The organism is Thermoanaerobacter mathranii subsp. mathranii str. A3, from assembly GCF_000092965.1.
GTDB lineage: Bacteria > Bacillota > Thermoanaerobacteria > Thermoanaerobacterales > Thermoanaerobacteraceae > Thermoanaerobacter > Thermoanaerobacter thermocopriae.
Genome location: NC_014209.1, coordinates 2,075,634 through 2,097,862 on the forward strand (window position 1 = coordinate 2,075,634; position 22,229 = coordinate 2,097,862).

At 35.1% G+C, this 22,229-nt stretch carries 19 protein-coding genes; 4 read left to right on the top strand and 15 right to left on the bottom strand.

What is annotated here, in order from left to right:
- The 6 genes from TMATH_RS10365 to gpmA form a co-directional block, all read right to left on the bottom strand.
- Positions 1-1,038 (bottom strand): FAD:protein FMN transferase, encoded by a 1,038-nt coding sequence (locus TMATH_RS10365; RefSeq protein ID WP_013150898.1) that lies wholly within the window; start codon positions 1,036-1,038, stop codon positions 1-3.
- 37 nt (positions 1,039-1,075) lie between these two features.
- A complete protein-coding gene (locus TMATH_RS10370; protein ID WP_013150899.1) occupies positions 1,076-2,044 on the bottom strand; it encodes a polyprenyl synthetase family protein in 969 nt (322 codons plus the stop codon).
- Between the two features lie 13 nt (positions 2,045-2,057).
- A complete protein-coding gene (locus tag TMATH_RS10375) occupies positions 2,058-2,612 on the bottom strand; it encodes a Gx transporter family protein (protein WP_013150900.1) in 555 nt (184 codons plus the stop codon).
- Positions 2,584-2,964: a NusG domain II-containing protein gene (locus tag TMATH_RS10380; protein ID WP_013150901.1), complete on the bottom strand. Its 381-nt coding sequence runs from the start codon at positions 2,962-2,964 to the stop codon at positions 2,584-2,586. Before TMATH_RS10380 ends, TMATH_RS10375 begins: the two co-directional genes overlap by 29 nt.
- Positions 2,965-2,988: 24 nt before the next feature.
- Positions 2,989-4,779 (bottom strand): FAD-dependent oxidoreductase, encoded by a 1,791-nt coding sequence (locus tag TMATH_RS10385; RefSeq protein ID WP_013150902.1) that lies wholly within the window; start codon positions 4,777-4,779, stop codon positions 2,989-2,991.
- Positions 4,780-5,132: 353 nt separating this feature from the next.
- The gene (gene gpmA, locus TMATH_RS10390) at positions 5,133-5,888 is read right to left on the bottom strand and encodes a 2,3-diphosphoglycerate-dependent phosphoglycerate mutase (protein ID WP_013150903.1); all 756 of its coding nucleotides are present in this window, start codon (positions 5,886-5,888) and stop codon (positions 5,133-5,135) included.
- Between the two features lie 381 nt (positions 5,889-6,269).
- Between gpmA and TMATH_RS10395 the strand changes: the two genes are divergently transcribed.
- Complete coding sequence (locus tag TMATH_RS10395) at positions 6,270-7,835, top strand: ClC family H(+)/Cl(-) exchange transporter (protein WP_013150904.1); 1,566 nt, start codon at positions 6,270-6,272, stop codon at positions 7,833-7,835.
- 254 nt (positions 7,836-8,089) lie between these two features.
- Here the strand turns inward: TMATH_RS10395 and TMATH_RS10400 are convergent, their stop codons facing one another.
- The 5 genes from TMATH_RS10400 to TMATH_RS10420 all read right to left on the bottom strand — a co-directional run bounded on the left by TMATH_RS10400 (position 8,090) and on the right by TMATH_RS10420 (position 14,071).
- Entirely contained in the window at positions 8,090-10,810 is a 2,721-nt protein-coding gene (locus TMATH_RS10400; protein WP_013150905.1) for a calcium-transporting P-type ATPase, PMR1-type, read from the bottom strand.
- A 459-nt stretch (positions 10,811-11,269) separates the two neighbouring features.
- Entirely contained in the window at positions 11,270-11,920 is a 651-nt protein-coding gene (locus TMATH_RS10405; RefSeq protein ID WP_013150906.1) for a hypothetical protein, read from the bottom strand.
- A gap of 250 nt (positions 11,921-12,170) precedes the next feature.
- Complete coding sequence (locus TMATH_RS10410; RefSeq protein WP_013150907.1) at positions 12,171-12,833, bottom strand: ABC-2 transporter permease; 663 nt, start codon at positions 12,831-12,833, stop codon at positions 12,171-12,173.
- The gene (locus tag TMATH_RS10415) at positions 12,821-13,693 is read right to left on the bottom strand and encodes an ABC transporter ATP-binding protein (RefSeq protein ID WP_013150908.1); all 873 of its coding nucleotides are present in this window, start codon (positions 13,691-13,693) and stop codon (positions 12,821-12,823) included. Before TMATH_RS10415 ends, TMATH_RS10410 begins: the two co-directional genes overlap by 13 nt.
- Before the next feature lie 3 nt (positions 13,694-13,696).
- A complete protein-coding gene (locus tag TMATH_RS10420; protein WP_013150909.1) occupies positions 13,697-14,071 on the bottom strand; it encodes a GntR family transcriptional regulator in 375 nt (124 codons plus the stop codon).
- Positions 14,072-14,283: 212 nt separating this feature from the next.
- On the opposite strand from TMATH_RS10420, the gene TMATH_RS10425 reads away from it, so the two are divergent.
- The 3 genes from TMATH_RS10425 (at position 14,284) to TMATH_RS10435 (ending at position 15,280) form a co-directional block, all read left to right on the top strand.
- On the top strand, positions 14,284-14,484 hold the full coding sequence (locus tag TMATH_RS10425) for a type II toxin-antitoxin system VapB family antitoxin (protein WP_013150910.1): 201 nt from the start codon (positions 14,284-14,286) through the stop codon (positions 14,482-14,484).
- Complete coding sequence (vapC, locus tag TMATH_RS10430) at positions 14,481-14,879, top strand: type II toxin-antitoxin system VapC family toxin (RefSeq protein WP_013150911.1); 399 nt, start codon at positions 14,481-14,483, stop codon at positions 14,877-14,879. Before TMATH_RS10425 ends, vapC begins: the two co-directional genes overlap by 4 nt.
- Positions 14,880-15,010: 131 nt before the next feature.
- Entirely contained in the window at positions 15,011-15,280 is a 270-nt protein-coding gene (locus TMATH_RS10435; protein ID WP_013150912.1) for an AbrB/MazE/SpoVT family DNA-binding domain-containing protein, read from the top strand.
- Positions 15,281-15,410: 130 nt separating this feature from the next.
- Here the strand turns inward: TMATH_RS10435 and argH are convergent, their stop codons facing one another.
- Genes argH through carA form a run of 4 tightly spaced genes read right to left on the bottom strand, consistent with a single transcriptional unit; the run spans position 15,411 to position 22,229 of the window.
- Positions 15,411-16,727 carry an argininosuccinate lyase gene (argH, locus tag TMATH_RS10440; protein WP_013150913.1) on the bottom strand — a complete coding sequence of 439 codons (1,317 nt, stop codon included), beginning with the start codon at positions 16,725-16,727 and terminating at the stop codon, positions 15,411-15,413.
- Complete coding sequence (locus tag TMATH_RS10445; protein ID WP_013150914.1) at positions 16,708-17,940, bottom strand: argininosuccinate synthase; 1,233 nt, start codon at positions 17,938-17,940, stop codon at positions 16,708-16,710. Before TMATH_RS10445 ends, argH begins: the two co-directional genes overlap by 20 nt.
- A 13-nt stretch (positions 17,941-17,953) precedes the next feature.
- Complete coding sequence (gene carB, locus TMATH_RS10450; protein WP_013150915.1) at positions 17,954-21,172, bottom strand: carbamoyl-phosphate synthase (glutamine-hydrolyzing) large subunit; 3,219 nt, start codon at positions 21,170-21,172, stop codon at positions 17,954-17,956.
- Positions 21,159-22,229 carry a glutamine-hydrolyzing carbamoyl-phosphate synthase small subunit gene (gene carA, locus TMATH_RS10455; RefSeq protein WP_012268934.1) on the bottom strand — a complete coding sequence of 357 codons (1,071 nt, stop codon included), beginning with the start codon at positions 22,227-22,229 and terminating at the stop codon, positions 21,159-21,161. The genes carB and carA overlap by 14 nt, the downstream gene beginning before the upstream one ends.

A 22,229-nucleotide genomic window follows, 5' to 3' on the forward strand; every position in this document is an offset into this window, starting at 1 on the left:
TTATTTAGTCATTAAAACGTACTCAGGATCAGTGATTTTAAAGTTGCCTTTCAGGCCAGAGGTTATATATACTTTTTTATCATCTGTAACAAATACAGCTTGTACTTCCGGTAAACTTTCTGCCAGTTTCAAACCTTCTTCTAACCCCATGACAAAAATTTTTGAAAGAGCATCACCAGCAATAGAAGTCTCAGCTATTATTGTCACACTGTACAAGTGACTGTCTGCAGGATAACCTGTAAAAGGATTTAATATGTGATGATATAACTTCCCATCTTTTTCAAAATACCTTTCATATACCCCCGAAGTGACAACTGCTTTATTTGAAACCTCTATTATGCCCAAATATTCGCCCCTTGGTTTAAAAGGCGTTTGAATACCTATGCGCCAGTTACCGCCAGCAGGTTTTGTTCCTATTGCAATGACATCCCCACCCAAATTAATTATGGCGTGTTTTACACCTTCTTTTTTCAAAACTTGTGCTACTTTATCTGCCGCATATCCTTTGGCAATACCTCCTAAATCTATACTCATACCCTTATTTTTCAGCATAATAGTCCTATTCTTTTCGTCCAATATTATATCCTTATAATTTACAAGAGGAAGTTTTTCTTTTATTTCTTCAGGGGAAGGTATTCTAGCTTTATCAGTTCCTATATTCCAAAGTTTTACTATAGGTCCTACTGTAATATCAAAATACCCCTTTTCAACATCAGAAAAATGCACTGCTTGCTGTATTACATAAAAGGTATCGGCCGAAACCTTAACAGGTCTAATACCTGCATTCTCATTAATTTGACTTATTTCACTATCCTTTATGGTAACACTCATCTTTTCTTCTACATCTTTTATAGCTTTAAATCCCTCATCTAAAACTTTTTTTGGCACATTATCGTATATGCTTATTGTACAATAGGTATCTAAAGCAAATTGTGTATCAGATATAGGTTGTGAATTTTTATTTGAACACCCAGAAAATACACCAGCAACAGTAAAAATTAAAAGAAAAATTGCAACAAAATTTATTAATTTTTTCATCCAATAATCTCCTCCAAAAAGATGTTACATCTTTTAATTAATAATTCCTATATAAAAGTTTACCAGTAACTTCTATTAAAACTTGTTTAGGTGGAGAGTCTTTCAACATAGAGATTTTATCAAAAGCCTTTTCAGTATATTTTTGTGCCAGCATTTTTGACTTATCTATCCCGCCATTTTGCTGAACAAATTCAATTATTTGTTGGATGTCATCATCAGAATAACTTTCTTTTTTAAGTAATTCTAATATTTTTTTATCTTTATTCTTATCCAGCGAATAGATTAAAGGCAGAGTAAAAACCCCTTCTTTTATATCATTGCCCAGAGATTTTCCAACTACAGCCTCTTGACCAGTGTAATCTAAAATATCGTCTATAATTTGAAAAGCCATGCCAATATTGTAGCCTATACTTCCCAATGCTTTAGCCAAGCTTTCGTCACACTTGCTTTCATAAGCCCCAACATAAAAGCTTAAAGCAAAAAGAGCAGCAGTTTTCGCAGCTATTCGCCTCAAATAATCATTTATCGTAATGTAGATATTGTGACGACTCTCAAATTGTCCAATTTCACCTTTGCATATCTTTGAGACCACTTTTGACACTTTTTTTAGATTACTAACAGTAATATTATCTGATAACAACAAAAAACTCTCAGAAAAAAGGAAATCTCCTATAAATACAGCATAATCTTTTCCATATTTTGCTTGGATAGTGGGCTTGCTTCGCCTTATCAAAGCATTATCAATTATATCATCATGTACCAAAGTCGCCATGTGGAGCATTTCTATAGCAGCTGCTAAAGGCAATATTTTCTCTCTATCGTATTCTCCGAATTTCCCGGCTAAAATTACAAAAGCGGGTCTGAGCATTTTACCACTATTGTAGATCATATCTAACAATATATTCCTGATTGATTTGTTAGAGTTTTTAATACGCTTTTCCATTATTTTTATAACTTCAGTAAGCTCACTTTTTATCTCTAAATTTTTATCCCAAAATTTATCCATCTAACCACCTTGATCAATGTAAATTTAAATTTTTTAATTTTCTCCAATGTTTTAAAACAAATTTCGCAGTAAGTCCCACAAAAACGCCAGTTCCTATTCCAGCTATCATCAAAATAGGTAAATACACCATTATATTAATATTTTGCACTACAAGAGAGGCTACCAACATTTGCCCAATGTTGTGAAATACGGCACCTATAACACTTACACCAACTTCACTTATGTTTTCTTTACCTATACTCTTGGCAAAATACATAGCAAAAAGGCTTAATACTCCCCCTCCTATGCTATAAAAAAAAGTAGAAGGTAAAGAAGCAAAAAGAGTTGCTAACAATATTCTCACAAATAGCACAATAAACGTATCAACGAATCCAAACAAATACAAAGATATGACCGTGATTATGTTAGCAAGTCCTAATTTAGCACCGGGAGCAACAAAAGGAACAGGTAGCATTCCTTCTATAATATATAAGATTAGAGAATTAGTAGCAAGTATTGCGAGAAAAACCATTCTATGAGTCTTCGACATAGTTGTAGACTCAATAGACAACTTGGTCGACTTCGGCATTTTTAACACCTCGTATCTCTACAACCATTCTAAATGGCAAACATACTATACTTTGCCCCGGTTTATCAATAAATCCTTCTTTTATACAAATTTTGTCTGGACATTCAGCATAAATAACCTGTATCCCACCATTTTTAACCAACAATACATTTTTTCCATACTTCGTAACTATAGGTATCTCTTCTCGATAATTTACATCCTCCAATGATACCTTTTTATATATCTTTCCGTCTACCATTATTACCGCATATTTGTGGTGATAATGTTGGGTTGTTGATATTTTATAAAATACCAACAACCCAATAGCTAAAACAACTACAAAAAGCATAATTAAGATATCGCCTTTTTTCACACTAAATAACCCTCTTCCATCCCATCAACTGATATAAAGATATGTTTTTCGTGCAAAATAAGTCTTTTTCCACCAATTCTTTATCCAAGGTATCACGTAATAATCCAGTCCAAAAGCTCTTCCTGCCCCTCCCATTAAAGCTATAGCTGCAAATATATACCATAATATAGACTTATCTGCCATCGCAGACAGTATAAAATTAAGTGCTAAGAATATAGAACCAGCTGATGCGAGAAAAGTAAACAAACCTGCTATTAATGCCAAGCCTATTGCTACTTCTGCAAGCACTACCATTGCTTGGAATAAGAAGGCATGAGGCACCACAAAAGTATCCATAAACCATTTGTAAAAAGCTGGAGGTTCTTTTAACAAAGGTTGCAAGGTCTGAACAGGAGTAGCAGTAGTAGTAGCATTAGCAGTGGCACCAGATACATCAGAAGTAGTTATAATAAATATCTTCGAAGGATCAAGCCATCCTTGCTGTATTTTGTTTATCCCTTCTATGAGCCACAAAGCTCCCACATATATCCTTAAAAGGACAAGCCAAAATACAGGAATATGGGCAGCAATATGCCCTCCCAATATTGAACGATTGTTTTTAATTTCAAAGAACTCATGATAAATGTATGATAGCACTGCATTAAAACCTGCTACACCAAAAAGATAATGGATATTTACAAGGTGTTTCATTGCCATAGCTAAAAAACCTGTCAAAGACACACCCATAATTTCAGCCACTGCATACCTGCTTCCTATAGAAACCATAAAACCATGATATTTTGGCTTAAAAGGTTGTTTCTCTCCTCCTTTTATATCAGCTACTATATTGTATACTACAGTTTCGGCAGACTGCAAGGCAGTCTCTACAACTTGTGGAATAGGTTTACCATCTATCTCATAATAAGCCAGATCTCCAATCACATAAATGTTTTCTTTGTTTACTGCTTGCATGTATTCATTTGTCTGAATTCTAGATCTTCTACCTAGCTCTAAACCAAAATTCTCAGCACATTTATTTCCCTGAACTCCACAAGTCCAGATAAGAGTCTTTGTTTCGATTTTTCTGCCGTCTTTTAAAACTATATAATCTTTTGCTACTTCCACTATAGGAGCATTTGTTAAAACTTCTACACCTTTTTTAGCCAAAAATCTGGTAGCTTTTTTAGCTAATTTCGCATTTAAATTAGGAAGTATGGTATTCAAGGCTTCTACTACCATAATTTTAACATCCTTGTAATCCAGATGATATTTATCGCACAAACTTTTCGCCCATTCCATCAATTCACCTGCAGTTTCAATTCCCGTAAACCCTGCGCCAGCTACTACAAACGTAAGCATTTTTCTTTTCTTTTCTGGATTACTTTCAACGCTGGCTTTTCTAAACATCTCCTCAATATGTTCTTTTGTCTTAATAGCGGCTTCTAACGTCCCTACTGTAAATCCATACTCAAATACACCAGGTACGCCAAAATCACATGGCTCACTTCCAATTCCTAAAATCAAATAATCATAGTGATATTCCCCATCTTTTCCAATTACTCTGTTTGTTTCATAATCAATCTTTTCCACTTCATCTATTATCACTTTTACCTTTTTATTTGCAAAAATTTTGTGTAAATACACGCGGACACTATCAGGTTCTATTCTGGAGCCGGCTACTTCATGTAAATCTGTTAACAATGTATGATAAGGTTTTTTGTCAATAAGAATTATTTCTATATTGCTGTCATTTTTAAATTTTTTGTGTAGTAATTTAGCGGCATGTACACCCCCATACCCGGCCCCAACAATGACAATTCTTTTATGCTCACTCATACAAAACACCTCTCGTTTGATACAATTATAACAACATTCTTTCTATAATATTTTACTAAACAAATTGTAGTTTGTCTATAGTTTGACAACGAAAACATTATCTTAATGTTCTTTTAAAAAATTTTAAAGGGATATACTTTATAAAAGTATACCCTCATATGGTATAGTATCTTTCTGCACTTTTACCACTATCAACTCTTAAAATATCTTTTTCAAAAAATGCTTAATTTTAAACCACCATTAAAGTAATTTATTACTCATCTTGATCAAATAGAACAGCCAATACAAAAGTGCTTCGCGCAATTCTACAACAAGCATAAAGATAAGCTGCAAGTTACTTCCTTATCAATATTTTAAGAATTCCCTTGAACCTTTCCTTGTTTAGCTACCAATTCTTTCTTCTCTTTTACCTTCTCTTCATCGGCAAGATAATAATGCTTTATAGGCTTTAAATCACCATCAAGCTCATAAACTAGTGGAATTCCTGTAGGAATGTTTAGCTCCATTATCTCTTCATTTGAAAGATTGTCAAGGTATTTTACAAGCCCTCTCAAACTATTTCCATGAGCAACTATTAGCACTTTTTTACCTGATTTAATAGTCGGTGCAATTGTGGACTCCCAATAGGAAGTAACTCTGTTAATTGTATCAATCAAATTTTCAGTAAGGGGAATTTCTTCTTCAGAAAGGTCAGCATATCTGGGGTCAAAGCCGGGATATCTCGGGTCATCTTTTTCTAAGGCGGGTGGCCTTACATCAGCAGACCTTCTCCATATTTTTACCTGCTCTTCTCCGTATTTCTTGGCAGTTTCAGCTTTATTTAGCCCTTGCAGTGCTCCATAATGCCTTTCATTGAGCCTCCATGATTTATAAACCGGTATCCACATCAAATCTAATTCGTCAAGAACAATCCACAAAGTTCTTATAGCTCTTTTTAAAACCGAAGTAAAAGCGCAGTCAAAAATATACCCTTCTGCCTTTAAAGTCTTGCCACTTTCCCGAGCTTCTTCAACTCCCTTTGGAGATAAATCAATATCCGTCCAGCCAGTAAACCTGTTTTCCATATTCCACAGGCTTTCTCCGTGTCTTAGCAAAACAACTTTATACATATTTTATCCCCACCTTTCATATTTACAAACATTTTCTGTCTTTTCCCACTCTATCCTGTTTTCTTAATTATATCTCAATTATCAAGCAATTACAACGACAATAATAATTATTCTTATTTAAGATTTATATGTATCCGCTAATCTATCTTTAAAAAGTAATATCTATTTACATAATTTTCTTACAAAATAATAGGTATTATAATAGGTATTGCCAGATTATTTTAGTTTGACAATACCATCTTGCGGTTTATCAGCCATTATACTACGCAATAGCTCAATCCTATAAAAGTAAACCTAGCAATTAAAATGCTTGATCTTGTAGTATAATGATAATATGAGGAAAATAAAATTCATTCATTTTATGCTTGGGGAGGGATCTTATTGAATAAAGGTAAAAGTATAACATTAAATACCTTAATACATTGGGAAGAATTTCGTAAGCGCATTATAGTTGAAGGCATTATAACAGGTTTTCTTGTGGGATTGATTATTGCTATTTTAAGATATATTCTTGAAAAAACAAATATTCTTGTAATAACTGTATACAAAATTCTTCATACAAATCCTTACTTATTAACTGCTTGGATAATTTTCCTTTCTCTAATAGGCTTATTATTGGGGATAATAGTGAAAAAAGAACCTATGATAAGCGGTAGCGGTATACCTCAAGTTGAAGGCATGATTATCGGTTATATAAAAGTTAATTGGTTACGAGTTTTACTGTTAAAGCTCATAGGTACTATTTTAGCGATAGGTGCAGGACTTTCTTTAGGACGCGAAGGTCCATGTGTACAAATTGGTTCTTCAATTGGTCAGGGAATAAGTAGGTTATTTGGTAGATTTAGAGTTGAAGAAAAATACCTTATTACATGCGGTGCTAGTGCAGGGCTTGCAGCAGCTTTTAACGCACCACTTGCAGGAGTCATTTTTGCATTAGAAGAACTTCATAAAAATTTCTCCCCATTAGTACTTATATCTGCTATGGTTTCATCACTTACATCAACTTTTGTAGCTGGTAAGTTGTTAGGTATTAAACCTATTTTTAATTTCAAAAATCTTGCTGTAATGCCGCTTAATAATTATCTTTATCTTATTCTACTTGGAATCATTATTGGTTTATGTGGAATCGTATTTAATAAAACTCTCTTAAAAACTCAAGATATATACAACATGTTAAAAATAAAATCATATATGAAACCAATACTACCTCTTGTTATATCTGTTGCAGTTGGGCTATGGGTACCTATGGCAATTGGCGGCGGTGAAGGTCTTGTCGATACATTAAGTAAAAATAGTTTTAGCTTAAAATTTCTAATTTTGCTATTGATTGTTAAGTTTTTATTCACTATGGTAAGCTACGGTTCAGGTGTACCAGGAGGTATTTTTATGCCCCTCCTTATAATAGGTTCTTTGATTGGCAATATATACGGAACTGTAATAATTAATATAATGCATTTAAACCCCATTTACATCAAAGATTTTATCGTATTTGCTATGGCAGGATATTTTGCTGCAATAGTCAGAGCGCCCATAACAGGGAGTTTGCTGGTAACAGAAATGACCGGTTCATTCAGCCATTTGTTGGCCTTAAGCACTGTTTCTATAACAGCATACCTTTCATCAGATTTGTTCTCAAATATGCCGATTTACGAATCTCTGTTAGAACGTCTGCCAATAAAGAAAAAGCAAAAATCTATTACCGCCAATAAAAAAAGAAAGACGATCTTCGAAATGCCTGTTTGTGTAGGCTCAAGTTTAGATGGCAAAAAATTAAAGGATATTAGTTTGCCCCAAAATTGCTTACTTGTTGGTATAAAGAGGGGAACATACGAGTTAATCCCAAAGGGAAATACGAAAATTCTAGCCGGCGATTATCTGATAGTCCTTGCAGATGAAGATAAGGCTACGGAAATTAGAGAAATTTTGTTGAATATGACTCAAAGGTAAACAATAACTACTATTCCTTCAGGAAGTATAACAAATTCTGGAAATAATTTTAATTTAATTAAAGAATATTTAAGTATTCAAAAATTCATGATCTAAAATTTGGTATCAACTCATATGAATTTCAAATGTAGAAAAAGGGAATTATTATTCACAGTACTATAAAGATTAAAAGAGTATTAATAAAGGAACACGGACATTTTCCGTGCTCCTGAGACATAATGGTAGAAAACATGCGGTCTAAAATGCTATTAGGTTTACGAATTTGACAATGACCTTCTAGAAGACAAGAATATTTTGCTTATCTCCGCAGCGGCGAAGGGTATCAAACCGAATATGATGACAATATCCATTTCGTAGAATGATAGGTACGTCGTGTCGAAGATAGTTCTCAAGAACGGTACGTAGATTACAGCCATCAGCAGGATTAGTGAAATAAATGTTCCCCACAGCATAAAGCGGTTGGTAAAAAATCCAATTTTAAATACTGAATGAGTCTCAGAACGTGCCGAGAAAGCCCGCAAGATTTCGCTAAAAATTAGCGTAGCAAAGGCAAAAGTCCTTGCCTTTTCGATACTGTCGGTATATTTTAATGTAAAAACGAATATTCCAAGTACAGAAATAGTCATAAAAATGCTTTGTATCGCAATTTGCCGCCTCATACGAGTATCTATTATAGGTTCTTCTGGTTTCCTGGGAGGCTGTTGCATTATATCCGGTTCCTTCTTTTCCATACCTAGAGCCAGAGCCGGAAATGCATCTGTGAGCACGTTTATCCACAAAAGCTGAATGGGCTTAAGCGGTATAGGCAATCCCACCAGCATAGAGATAAAGATAATGAGGATTTCCGCAATATTGCAAGAAAGCAGAAAGAATATAAATTTACGGATGTTGGAATAAATAACCCTACCCTCCTCCACTGCAGAAACTATACTGGCGAAATTATCGTCCACCAGAATCATATCAGCGGTTTCTTTGGCAACATCAGTACCAGTAATCCCCATTGCCACACCTATATCAGCTTTTTTCAAAGCTGGAGCATCATTGACACCATCTCCTGTCATAGCTACGACATGACCGTTATTTTTTATGGCTTCCACAATTCTGAGTTTATGGACTGGCGATACTCTCGCATAAACTGATACCTCCCTGGACTTTTGGAACAGCTCTTCGTCGTTTATGGAGTCAAGTTCACTACCTGTCAGTACACCCGCCTCGTTCTCAATTAGGCCTAGATCCTTTGCTATAGCAACCGCGGTGTCTCTGTGATCGCCGGTAATCATTATAGGACGTATACCTGCCATTTTACATGTTTTTATTGCTTCTACGGCCTCAGGTCGAGGAGGATCGATCATGCCTATCAAACCAACGAATACAAAATCTTTTTCAACATCTTCCGCCTTTAGTTCCTGTGGCAAATCATCCAGAGGCCTGTAAGCCAAAGCAAGCACCCTGAGAGCCTGAGACGCCATGGCTTTATTGGCCGCAATTATAGCTTCTATATCCTCCTGTGTTAGAGGTACCTCCTGACCAGCTTTGTAAATATAACTTGAAAGACTTAAGAGGACATCCGGTGCCCCTTTTGTATATGCTATGTATTTTCCGTAAAAAGGATGAATTGTCGTCATAAGCTTTCTATCAGAATCAAAAGGAATCTCGTTAAGTCGAGGTTGTACCTTCTCCAGGTCTTCCACGAAAATTCCAGCTTTAGCAGCAGCAACGACAAGAGCTCCCTCAGTTGGATCACCAAGAATTCTCCAGGATTTTTGACCTCCGTGTTCGGTTCCGCTTTCTTCCAGCCTAGAATCGTTACACAGAGCTCCAATTTTTAAGAGCAGTTCTAAACATGTATCAGATCTTGGATCGATTTTGGTACCGTCCAGGTAAAATTCTCCGTAAGGCTTGTAGCCTTCACCGCTAATAGAAAAAAATTGGCCATTCGTAAAAATTTTTGTTGCAGTCATCTGGTTCTGGGTGAGAGTACCCGTTTTGTCAGAACATATAACAGTAGTACTCCCAAGAGTTTCCACAGCGTGTAGTTTTTTTACGAGTGCATTCCGTTTTACCATACGCTGCATGCCGAGGGCTAAGACTATTGTTACTATTGCAGGAAGACCTTCGGGTATAGCTGCTACCGCAAGGCTGACGGCAGTCATAAACATCTCTAAAAATTGGATGCCTCTCAAAAGCCCCAATAAAAAGACAACGCCACATATTACAAGGCTGGCAGTTCCGAGGATTTTACCTGTTTCTTCTAGTTTTTTCTGAAGAGGCGTGACTTCATCCTGGTAAGACTCGAGCATTTCAGCTATCATACCTATTTCAGTCTTCATACCCGTCGATACCACTATACCTTTGCCCCTGCCATAAGTAACGACGGTGCCCATAAAAGCAGAATTGGTCCTGTCTCCAAGTGGCATCTCTTCGTTGAAGACTATATCGGCGTTTTTTTCAACAGGCACCGATTCACCCGTCAGCGCTGACTCGTCGATTTTCAGATTTACACTTTCCACCAATCGCAAATCTGCTGGCACGTAGTTTCCAGCTTCCAGCAAAACTATGTCCCCTGGAACCAGTTCACGAGCAGGGATAACCTGGACCGTGCCATCTCTTATAACCCGCGCCTCAGGAGCTGCCATCTTCTTTAAAGCATCTAGGGCTTTATTCGCCCTATATTCCTGTATTACACCTAGTATCGCATTTAAAATAACTATCATTATAATTACAGCCGAATCGATTACTTCGCCCACCAGCATAGATACCAAACTAGCAATGATAAGTATAATTACTAGGAAATCCTTGAATTGACTCAAAAACATTTCAAACAAAGTCAGCCCTCTTTTGCCCACAAGTTCATTGTAGCCTTGTTCCTTAAGCCTTTGTCGGGCAACATCGGATGAAAGTCCCTTTGACAAATGAGTGCTAAGTAATTCGGCAATATCCGTTGCATGTAGGGTATACCATTTTTTATTCTCCAATAGCGACCCTCCCTTATTATATCTACATTTATTATCTCACTTTAACCGCTATTTATTAATCGAATTTTAATTGACTTTTAACACCCTCACCTCCTTACAACAAAGGAGATAAAAAAACCTTTGACCTCAATTCCTATAAGGAATTAAGTCAAAGGTCTTGCCCTCCGCAATTATAAACCTGGAGGATAAAGCCAGGTAATCACAACGGATTACCGTGATGATGGCTTTATCTTTCGGCTACTCCCCTTTAACGTAAAGAATAATCTAATTTTTTATTTTCAATACTTAATTATATAATAAAAAATACTATTTGTAAAGAACGGATCTATTCGTGATGTGGTCAAAAGTTACTAGGTAAATAATACGCTGACGTTTTGCACAGTTCGCTTCGGTGATACTACCCTGATGAAAAAAATAAAAAACGAGGAATTGAAGTAAACTGAGGTGAAGATTTTGAGTTTACTCCATGTCTAAAAACATATTAATCACAAACCGCAAATTATCAAACCTAAAGAGTGAAAAGTTATCCCAAAAGATGCAGCTACCACATACCATCAACTTACCACCAGAGTCAAATCTCTTCTGGGCAATTAAAATAGGCGAATTTTTATTACTATCAGTAAAGCTTGTTTCTCTTCCTCTTAGTACCACATCTACCTCATCTTCAATATGAAGGGGAGCTGCATATGGAAATACCACTTCTTTTACATCCTGATTATAAAGTTCAATATTGTCTGTAGTGATTATCAAAAAGTCATCTTCTAAGTAAAATTTCTCATCTTTAACGCCTTCTGGTAATATATAAATTCCATAATCTCTCGTTATCCCGTTACAAATCTCAGATACTCCGTCTTTATTTCGAAAGTGTGTCGTAAAAATGATCTTCTTTTTATAACTTTCCAATAATTTTCTTATTTCCTTTTTTTCCTCATCAGTAAAAGGATTTTCTGGATAGTTAAACACTATTACATCATACTCAAAAAGCTTATCAAAATCTTCTACCTCTTCCATTATAACTCCTTTTTTAGAAAGTTCCTTATAAAGCCCTGAAAAGTAGTATCCATCTGACAGCAAAAACTCCCGATGTGTTGCACTCCATGCAACCTTCATCCTGCTTCCTCACCCAGGACAATGAAATTAACTTTGCCATAAATAAATTTTATTTATTTTATCCCATTTTGTCAAAAGGCTTACAAATGCCTAATTTGAAGTAAAGTTGCCTGTAAAATATAAGAAACAAGAAGCCAGTTCTTTTAACAAAGAACTGGCCCTTATTTATTTTATAAAAACCTATTTTATTTTGGTGCCTATTGATACCTGATAAATCTATAACAAAAAGAAAAAACACTCATCTATATTATTAAAACTCCCTATTTTTATAAAATTTTACAGATAATAAATAGGAAATCGTCAGTATAATAAGAGCTATAGCAGTTATAAGCAGCATCTTTACTGTATCTGATTGATCCATTATAAAAGATATAATAATCTGAAACCAATCGTAATTTATAAGTTTTTTAAAAAGTTTTATAACATAAGATATGCCATAAGAAAACCCAAAAATCAAAATAATGTACATAATCCCAGAAAAACCATGTCCAAATTTAAACATTAAAGGAAGGTATATGCCATTTAGAAAACTCACCGCCAGTATGCCGTAAATTACAGCTTTAAAATTGATAGGATATACATGAATAGGAAAGCCTAGTACTTTTGTGGCTGCTGCAACTAACAAATAAATAGCTATGCCTATTGCTGAATAGACAAATATAGACAGGTATTTTGCCAATACAATTTCATGCCTTTTTAGAGGCAAACTATTTAACAAAATATCAGCTTTGTTTGTCTCATCAGCTGAGCTCGTTACTATCAGCCCCATGTATGCCATACCCACCATTATTACTACCGCTGCGAAATTTCTTGCTTCTTCTGGGAAAGTCAGCACCAATAATATAAGAAAAGCAGCAGCAAGCAGTAAAATTTTTTTGCTTATCAGTATATCCTTTAAAATCAAACTGAACATTTAAACTCCTCCTTTGTAAAATATAACATCACATCTTCTAAAGTAGGTTTCTCAACAATGACAGTATCTTTTAAAAGCTTTTTTATTTGCTTTTTATCCTTCACTAATCCTTCAAACCCAAACTTATTTTCCTTAATTCCTACAAAATATTTTTTAGTATCCTCATTTAAAATGTCTTTGCTCCCCTTGACAATGCCGTAATTTTCTATAATTTCATCTTTTGCGGTGCTAAATATTATTTCACCTCTATTAATCAAAGTAATGTAATCGGCAACTTTGCCTAAGTCAGAGGTTATATGAGTTGAAAAGAAAATACTTTTGTTTTCATCTTGTATTAAAGAAGAAAAAATGTCCAAAAGCTCACTTCTTATCAAAGGATCCAGCCCTGAAGTCGGCTCATCCATAATGAGAAGTTCAGCCCTATGGGACAACGCTATGGCAAGGGCAAATTTTATTTTCATTCCCCTGGATAAACTCTTTATCTTTCTTTTAACAGGTAAATCAAATTCTTTTAAATACTTCATAAAAGCTTCCTCATCCCAGTTTTTATATAGGGGTGCTATAACTCTTTTCATCTCTGAAATAGTTAATTCTCCATAAAAATAGCTCTCTTCATATACAAAGCCGATTTTTTCTTTTATTTCCCTTTCATGTTTTATATTGTCCAACCCAAAAATCTTGATTCCCCCTCCATCTCTTTTTAGCAAATTCATAATAAGCTTAATAGTCGTACTTTTCCCTGCCCCATTAGGCCCAATGAAGCCCATAATAACCCCTCGTGGCAGCGAGAAACTTATATCTTTCAATGTAAACCCTCTAAAATTCTTCCTTAAATTCTTAACTTCCAAAATTGGCTCCACCTTTTAGACCTCCTTATACAAAATCTCTAACATCTCTTTTATCTCTTCTAAGGATAAGTTTACTGCTTTTGCAGCTATAATCGCTTCTACTAATTTTTCTTCTACAATTTTTAGCCGTTTCTCACGCATTAATTCCTTGTTTTGCGCTGCTACGTAAGTACCCTTTCCCGGAATTGTAGCAATGAATCCTTCTTTTTCAAGTTCATCATAAGCCCTTTTTGTCGTAATTACACTTATCTGCAGCTCTTTTGCCAAATTCCTAATAGACGGAAGCAGTTCTCCCTCTTCAAGTTCACCCTTTAAGATTGCTTCTTTGATTTGTCTGACAATTTGTTCATATATGGGCTCTTCCGATGAATTTGAAATGATAATGTTCATCTATTACAACCATCCCTTTTATGTTATTACTGTATATGTACATTATATACAGTAATGACGGTTTTGTCAATATCGTAATTAAAATTTGCCTAGGACATAAATATCTATAATAAGACAATTATGAATTGAAGAGAAAAATATTAGCAATAGGGGAATATAATATTGAACTAAAAATTTATGTGTATTATAATACACATTAGGAGGTGTATAAAATGAGGACGAACATAGTTATAGATGAAAGCCTCATTAAAGAGGCCTTAAAACTTTCTGGATTAAAAACTAAAAAAGAAGTCGTTAATTTGGCTCTAAAAGAATTTGTGGAAAGCAGAAAAAGGAAAAATCTAATGGAGTTAAAAGGCAAAATACAGTTTGATGAGGATTATGACTACAAAAAGATGAGGGAAGGAAAATGATTTTAGTAGATACATCCGTTTTAATAGCCTTTCTTAAAGGCATAGAAAATGAAAAGGTAAAAAAGTTTGAAGAGGCAATCCAGAACAATATTCCTTTTGGAATTAACAACTTCATCTATCAAGAAATACTGCAAGGTGCCAAAACGGAAAAAGAATTTAATTTACTTAAAGAATACCTAGGAACTCAAAAATTCTACGATTTAAAACATGGCATTAAATCTTATGAAAATGCCGCAAAACTATATTTCAAGTGCAGAAAAAAGGGAATTACTATCAAAAGCACTATAGACTTGCTCATAGCAGAGACAGCTATCGAAAACAATCTATACTTGCTGCATGATGACAGAGATTTTTCACTAATCGCGCAAGTTGATAAGAGATTAAAAGAATACTAAAAAAAACAAGAGTCAATTTCTTGGTAAATGCCAACCTTGATTTTTCATTGAAAAAAGTATATGTTTGAAATATAATTTAGAAAATTAGAATTTTAAACTTTATGAGGAGATAATAATGTTTGTGAAATTAAATAAGGAAATTTCAAGCTACAATTCCAAGTAAGTTAGTTAAAAAATTGAATCTACAACCTGAAGATTTGTTAAAAATAGAAGAAATAGATGGGAAAATTGTAATTACTCCTGTTGTAGCAATGCCTAAGGAACAATTATGGTTTTATTCTCCAAAATGGCAAAGAGAAGAAGCAATTGTTGATAAAAACATCAAAGAAGGAAAAGTTAAGACTTCTGATTCAAAAGAAGAGTTATTTAAAGAATTGGGGCTTTACTTGAGGCTAGTATAACAATGAATATTTGAATGACACGGCAATATTACAAAGATGGTATTCTTTTGCGTAATATTGGAGAACATGATAAAACGCTCAAAAACCCTTGAAAAAGCCTATGCAAAAGTCATGCATAGGCTTTTTCAAGCTATATTTTGGGTGAACCTATTGTTTTTCTCTTTTTTAAAATATTTTTTATATCTATCGCTTCATATACATCTTTTTCTATCACATCGCTGAATTTTTTAAGTTCTTCAAGTGATAAATCTTCAATAGCTAAATTTCGTTCTAATGCATATAAAACTACTTTGCCTGTAATTTCATGGGCGGTCCTAAAAGGAATGCCTTTTTGTACAAGATAGTCTGCAAAATCTGTAGCATTCATATAACCATATTTTGCAGCTTTTTCCATCTTGTCAGTTTTTACTTTAATTGTCTTTATCATCTCAATAAATACTTTCAAAGACATTTTTAAAGTGTCTATTCCATCAAACAAGGCCTCTTTATCCTCCTGCATGTCTTTGTTATATGCAAGAGGGAGTCCTTTCATCACAGTAAGTATTGTAATCAAATCGCCGTAAACCCTGCCGGTTTTGCCTCTTATAAGTTCTGCTGCATCAGGGTTTTTCTTTTGTGGCATCATACTGCTTCCTGTTGAGAATCTATCGTCCATCTCAATAAAATCAAATTCTTTTGTAGACCACAAAATCAATTCTTCACAAAATCTACTTAAATGCATCATCGTAATAGAGGCAAAGCTTAAAAATTCTATTACAAAGTCTCTATCGCTTACACCATCCATGCTGTTTAAAGTTATATCATCGAATCCTAAAAGAGATGCCACATATTTCCTATCAATATCAAATGTGGTACCTGCAAGTGCACCAGAGCCCAAAGGCATTACATTGACCCTTTTCACCATATCCTCAAGCCTTGATAAATCTCTTTTAAACATTTCAACATAGGCAAGCAAATAATGCCCAAAAGTCACAGGCTGTGCCCTTTGCAAATGCGTATATCCCGGCATAATCACCTTTTTATAAGTTTCAGCCATTTCTTTTAAGGTATCAATAAGTTTATTTAAATCCTCTTTTATTTTGTTTATCTCATCTCTCAAATAAAGCCTTTCATCCGTTGCTATCTGATCGTTTCGGCTTCTTCCCGTATGAAGTTTACGCCCTGTATTGCCTATTTTCTCAGTTAAAAGCCTTTCAACATAAGAATGAACATCTTCATCATTTGGTACCTCTCCTACATTTATTTCATCAAGAATTTCCTTTAACCCTTTTTCTATTAAATTAAGCTCCTCTTCTGTCAACACCCCGGCTTTATAAAGCCCTTTGGCATGGGCAATTGAGCCTAATATGTCATGTTTTAAAAGCCTGATATCAAAAGAAATGGAGGAATTAAACTCCTCCATTAGTTTGTCCGTCTCGCTTTTAAACCTACCTCCCCACAGCTTCATTCATATCCTTCCTCTCAATTTCCATCAACGCTTTAATTTTTAAAGAAAGTCCAAAGAGATTTATAAATCCTTCTGCGTCTTTTTGGTTGTAGACTTCATCTTTGCCAAAAGTAGCAAACTCTTCATTGTAGAGAGAATAAGGAGATTTTACACCTGCGTTTATGACATTTCCTTTATAAAGTTTTAGCCTCACAACACCTGTAACATTTTTTTGCGTTTCCTCCACAAAAGCGTCTAGCGCAGCTTTAAGAGGAGAAAACCACAAACCGTTGTAAACAAGGTCTGCATATTTCTGTGAAACTAGATCTTTAAACCTCATTGTTTCCTTATCAAGTACGAGGTATTCAAGTTCTTTGTGAGCAGCGTAAAGCAGTGTCCCTGCAGGCGTTTCATAAACACCGCGAGACTTCATTCCCACAAGTCTGTTTTCCACAATGTCAGCTATCCCAACGCCGTTTCTTCCTGCAATCACGTTTAATTCTTCTATTAATTTAACAGGGTCTAAAGCCTTGCCATTTACTTTCACAGGTATGCCTTTTTCAAATTCTATAACCACATATTCTGGCTTATCTGGGGCTTTGTCAGGCGGGGTGATTATATCGTAAAGGTCGCTTTTAGGCTCATTCCAGGGGTTTTCAAGGTCACCACCTTCATGGCTTATATGCCACAAGTTATTATCAACACTGTATATTTTTTCATAAGTAACAGGGATTGGAATCCCTTTCTTTTTGGCATAGTCTATTTCATCTTCCCTTGATTTTAAATTCCATATCCTCCACGGGGCTATGATTTTTATTGAAGGGTCAAGAGCATGTATTGATACCTCAAACCTTACCTGGTCATTGCCCTTTCCTGTTGCACCATGAGCTATAGCCTTTGCACCTTCTTTGTGGGCAATCTCAACAAGTTTTTTGGCAATTAAAGGCCTTGCCATAGAAGTACCTAAAAGGTATTTCCCCTCATAGACAGCGCCAGCTTTCAAGGTAGGAAATATATAATCTTTAACAAACTCTTCTTTTACATCTTCAATATACACTTTGCTGGCACCACTTGCCAAAGCTTTATCTTTTATATATTTAAGCTCTTCCCCCTGTCCTACATCAATGCAAGCCGCAATTATTTCACATTCGTAGTTTTCTTTAAGCCACGGTATAATTACTGATGTGTCAAGTCCTCCCGAATAAGCAAGAACTACTTTTTCACCTTTTAACATTTTTTAACACTCCTCATAAAACCAAATTTTTAACATTATCCTTTTGTATTTCTTCATATTCGTTTATAGATAAAACAGACAAACCATTCACATTTACTTTTGCTACAGCATTTAATGTCGCCTTTATAGTATCTATAGATGTAAAAAGAGGAATTCTGTATTCTACTGCAGTTCTTCTTAACTTAAATCCTATATTATCAGGTTTTTTGCCTTTTGTCGGTGTATTTACTACAGTGTCAAAATATCCGTCTTTCAACAACTTTATTGCATTATCAAGAACCATAATATTTACATGAATACCCATCAAACTTAAATACTTACCTGTCCTGTATGTTGCATATATTTCATACCCTAAGCTCTGCAATTTTTCCACTAAAGATACTGCTTCTTGAAAATCTCTTTCCGCTATTGAAAGAAGAATCTTGCCTTTTTTAGGTATTTTAAGAGCGGCTCCTTCTAAAGCTTTGTAAAGAGCTCCTTCATAACTTAAATCTATACCCATAATTTCTCCTGTTGATTTCATCTCAGGTCCTAATGAAACCTCAGCATCTGTCAATTTTTCCATAGAAAATACAGGAGCTTTCACAACCGTGTATGGAGCTTTAGGCCATAAACCACCTTTATAACCTAATTCCTTTAATTTTTTACCTAGTGCAATTTCTACTGCCAGTTTCACCAGAGGTACACCTGTGGCTTTGCTCATAATAGGTACAGTACGTGAAGCCCTGGGGTTTACTTCTAACACGTATACAGTGCCTTCTTTTACTGCAAATTGAATATTTATAAGTCCTTTTACATTTAAAGCCTTTGAAATTCTCTCCGTGTATTCGATAATAGTGTTTATCTCCCGTTCAGACAAATTTCTTGCAGGATATATTGAGAAACTGTCCCCTGAATGCACTCCAGCTCTTTCTATATGCTCCATTATTCCGGGTATTAGCACACACTCACCATCTGACACCGCATCAATTTCTACTTCTCTTCCATCTATATATTTATCTATTAAAATAGGTTTGCCTGGAGATATTTCTGTCGCATGTTTTACATAGTCAATCAGTTCTTGAAGTGTGTTAACTTTTTCCATAGATTGACCGCCTATAACATACGAGGGCCTTACAAGAAGTGGAAAACCGAGTTTTAGCGCAATATCTTTTGCATCTTCTACTGTCAAGGCATAATCGCCTTTAGGTTGATTGATGTTTAACTCTTTTAAAAGTTTTGAGAACTTTTCCCTGTCCTCACTTATATCAATGCTTTCATAGGAAGTGCCTAATATTTTTACTCCGTTTTTGACTAACCCTTCTGTAAGATTTATTGCTGTCTGGCCGCCAAACATTACCATTACGCCGAGTGGTTTTTCTTTTTCATATATGTTTAAAACATCCTCCACTGTAATAGGCTCAAAGTACAACCTGTCACCTGTATCAAAGTCTGTGCTGACAGTTTCAGGATTGTTGTTTATTATGATGGATTTAATTCCGGCCTCTCTTAAAGCCCACAATGCTTTAACAGAACAATAATCAAATTCAATTCCCTGTCCAATTCTTATGGGTCCAGAGCCTATTACAATTACTTTTGGTATATCATGGATTTCAACCTCATCTTCTTCACCATAAGTTGAATATATATATTGTGTGACGGACTCAAACTCTGCTGCACAGGTATCTACCATTTTATAGGAAGGATATATGCCATGTTGTTTTCTCAACATTCTCACATCTTCTTCTTTAATTCCCTTTATCGTTGCAATCTCTCTATCTGAAAATCCCATTCTCTTCGCTTTTTTAAGAATTCCTTCACTTAACTCGCTTTTTTCTACTTCTCTTTCCATACTTACAATATTTAAAAGCTTGTTTAAAAACCATTTGTCTATTTTTGTAACCTCGTTTATATAATCAATATCTATATCGCGGCGAAGAGCCTCTGCTATATAAAACAGCCTCATATCATTAGGAACTGATATTCCTTTTAATATTTCTTCTGTTTTCATCGCTTTTACATTGTTTAATCGAAGACCATAAGCTTTTATCTCTAATGACCTTACGGCCTTCAAGAGGGATGCTTCAAAAGACCTTTCTATTGCCATTACCTCTCCTGTCGCCTTCATCTGGGTACCTATTTTTCTATCAGTAGTATAAAATTTGTCAAAAGGCCATCTTGGTATTTTTGTTACAACATAATCCAGCGCGGGTTCAAAAAATGCAGTTGTTTTACCCGTTACCGGGTTTTTTATTTCATCAAGTCTAAGCCCTATTGCAATTTTTGCAGCAACCTTTGCAATAGGATAACCTGTCGCTTTTGATGCCAGTGCACTTGAACGACTAACCCTTGGATTTACTTCTATAACATAGTATTTGTGGCTCTCAGGGTCAAGTGCAAATTGAATATTACATCCTCCTTCAATTTTCAAAGCTTTGATTATTTTTATGCTGGCACTTCTTAACATTTGATACTCGTAATCTGACAAAGTCTGCACTGGCGCTACAACTATACTATCTCCTGTATGAACACCCACAGGGTCAAAATTTTCCATACTGCATATGGTAATGCAATTATCATCTGCATCCCTCATTACCTCAAACTCTATTTCTTTCCATCCGTATAGTGATTTTTCAACAAGTACTTCTCCCACCATACTCTTTTTAAGACCTAAACTTACAATCGAAATAAGTTCTTCGTCATTGTGGGCTATGCCACCTCCTGTACCCCCAAGGGTATAAGCAGGTCTTATTATTAAAGGATAACCGTAATTTTTAGCAAATTTAAGTGCATCCTCTATATTTGTGACGGTGACACTTTCAGCGACTGGTTCCCCTATTTCCTGCATTTTTCTTTTAAAAAGCTCTCTGTCTTCTGCAGTTTTTATTGATTCAAAAGAAGTTCCCAAAAGTTTTACATTGTATTTGTCCAAAATCCCTTCTTCTTTGAGTTTGACAGCAAGGTTGAGCCCTGTCTGTCCTCCTAAAGTAGCAAGAATTCCATCGGGTTTTTCTTTCGCTATTATTTTTTCAACCACGCAAACGGTAGGATTTTCAATATAAACAATGTCTGCTATATCAGTGTCAGTCATTATAGTGGCTGGATTGTTGTTAACTAAGACAACTTGCAGCCCTTCTTCTTTTAAGGATTTGCAGGCCTGGGTTCCTGAATAATCAAATTCTGCGGCTTGCCCTATTATAATAGGGCCTGAGCCTATTACCAGAACCTTATTAATATCCTTATACTTCGGCAAAATAAGACCTCCTTTTGTAAACCATGACTATATCCATGAATTTATCAAAAATATCTGTTGAATCACGGGGTCCAGGACATGCCTCAGGATGATATTGTACAGAAAAAACTGGCAGAAACTTATGCATAATGCCTTCTACTGTTCCATCGTTTAAGTTTATATGGGTAACAGTTATCTTGTCTTTATCTATTGATTCCTCTTCAACAGCGTATCCGTGGTTTTGAGAAGTTATATAGTCTTTATTTGTCAGCAAATCTTTAACAGGTTGATTTGCACCTCTGTGGCCGAATTTCATTTTTACTGTATTGCATCCAAGAGCGAGCGCTATTATCTGATGACCTAGGCATATCCCCAACACAGGTTTTATACCTATAAAGTGTTTAGTAAGTTCTATTGCATAAACTGCATCTTTAGGGTCACCCGGTCCATTTGAAAGAAATATTGCATCGGGATTTATTTGCATAACATCATCATAACTTGCATTGTAAGGAAACACATAAATGTCAAATCCAACTGAATTTAGCATTTTTAAAATACTCTTTTTTGTGCCAAGGTCAATAAAGGCAAGTTTTGGACCAATGCCCGCTATACGGTATGACCTTTTTGTAGAAACTTCTTCTAAAAGATTTGTTTGGTCAAATTCTATGTTGTCGTCAGCGTTAGAAGTTATAATTCCTCTCATAGTTCCATTTTCTCTAAGTTTTTTTGTCAAAGCTCTTGTATCAACACCTGATAATACCGGTATGTTGTGCTCATCAAGATAGCTCAAAAGCGACTTCTCACTCTGGAAATTACTAGGCTTATCACAATATTCCCGTATCACAAACCCCCTTATATGAGGTTTTTCTGATTGAAAGTCGTATTTGTTAATACCATAATTTCCTATTAAAGGATATGTCATGACAACTATTTGGCCTGCATAGGAAGGATCCGTTATAGCTTCTTGATAGCCTGTCATCCCTGTAGTAAAAACAACTTCTCCATATCCTTTTTTGTTTTTGCTTATTAACTTGCCTTCAAATATGCTTCCATCCTCAAGCTTTAAATAACCTTTCAT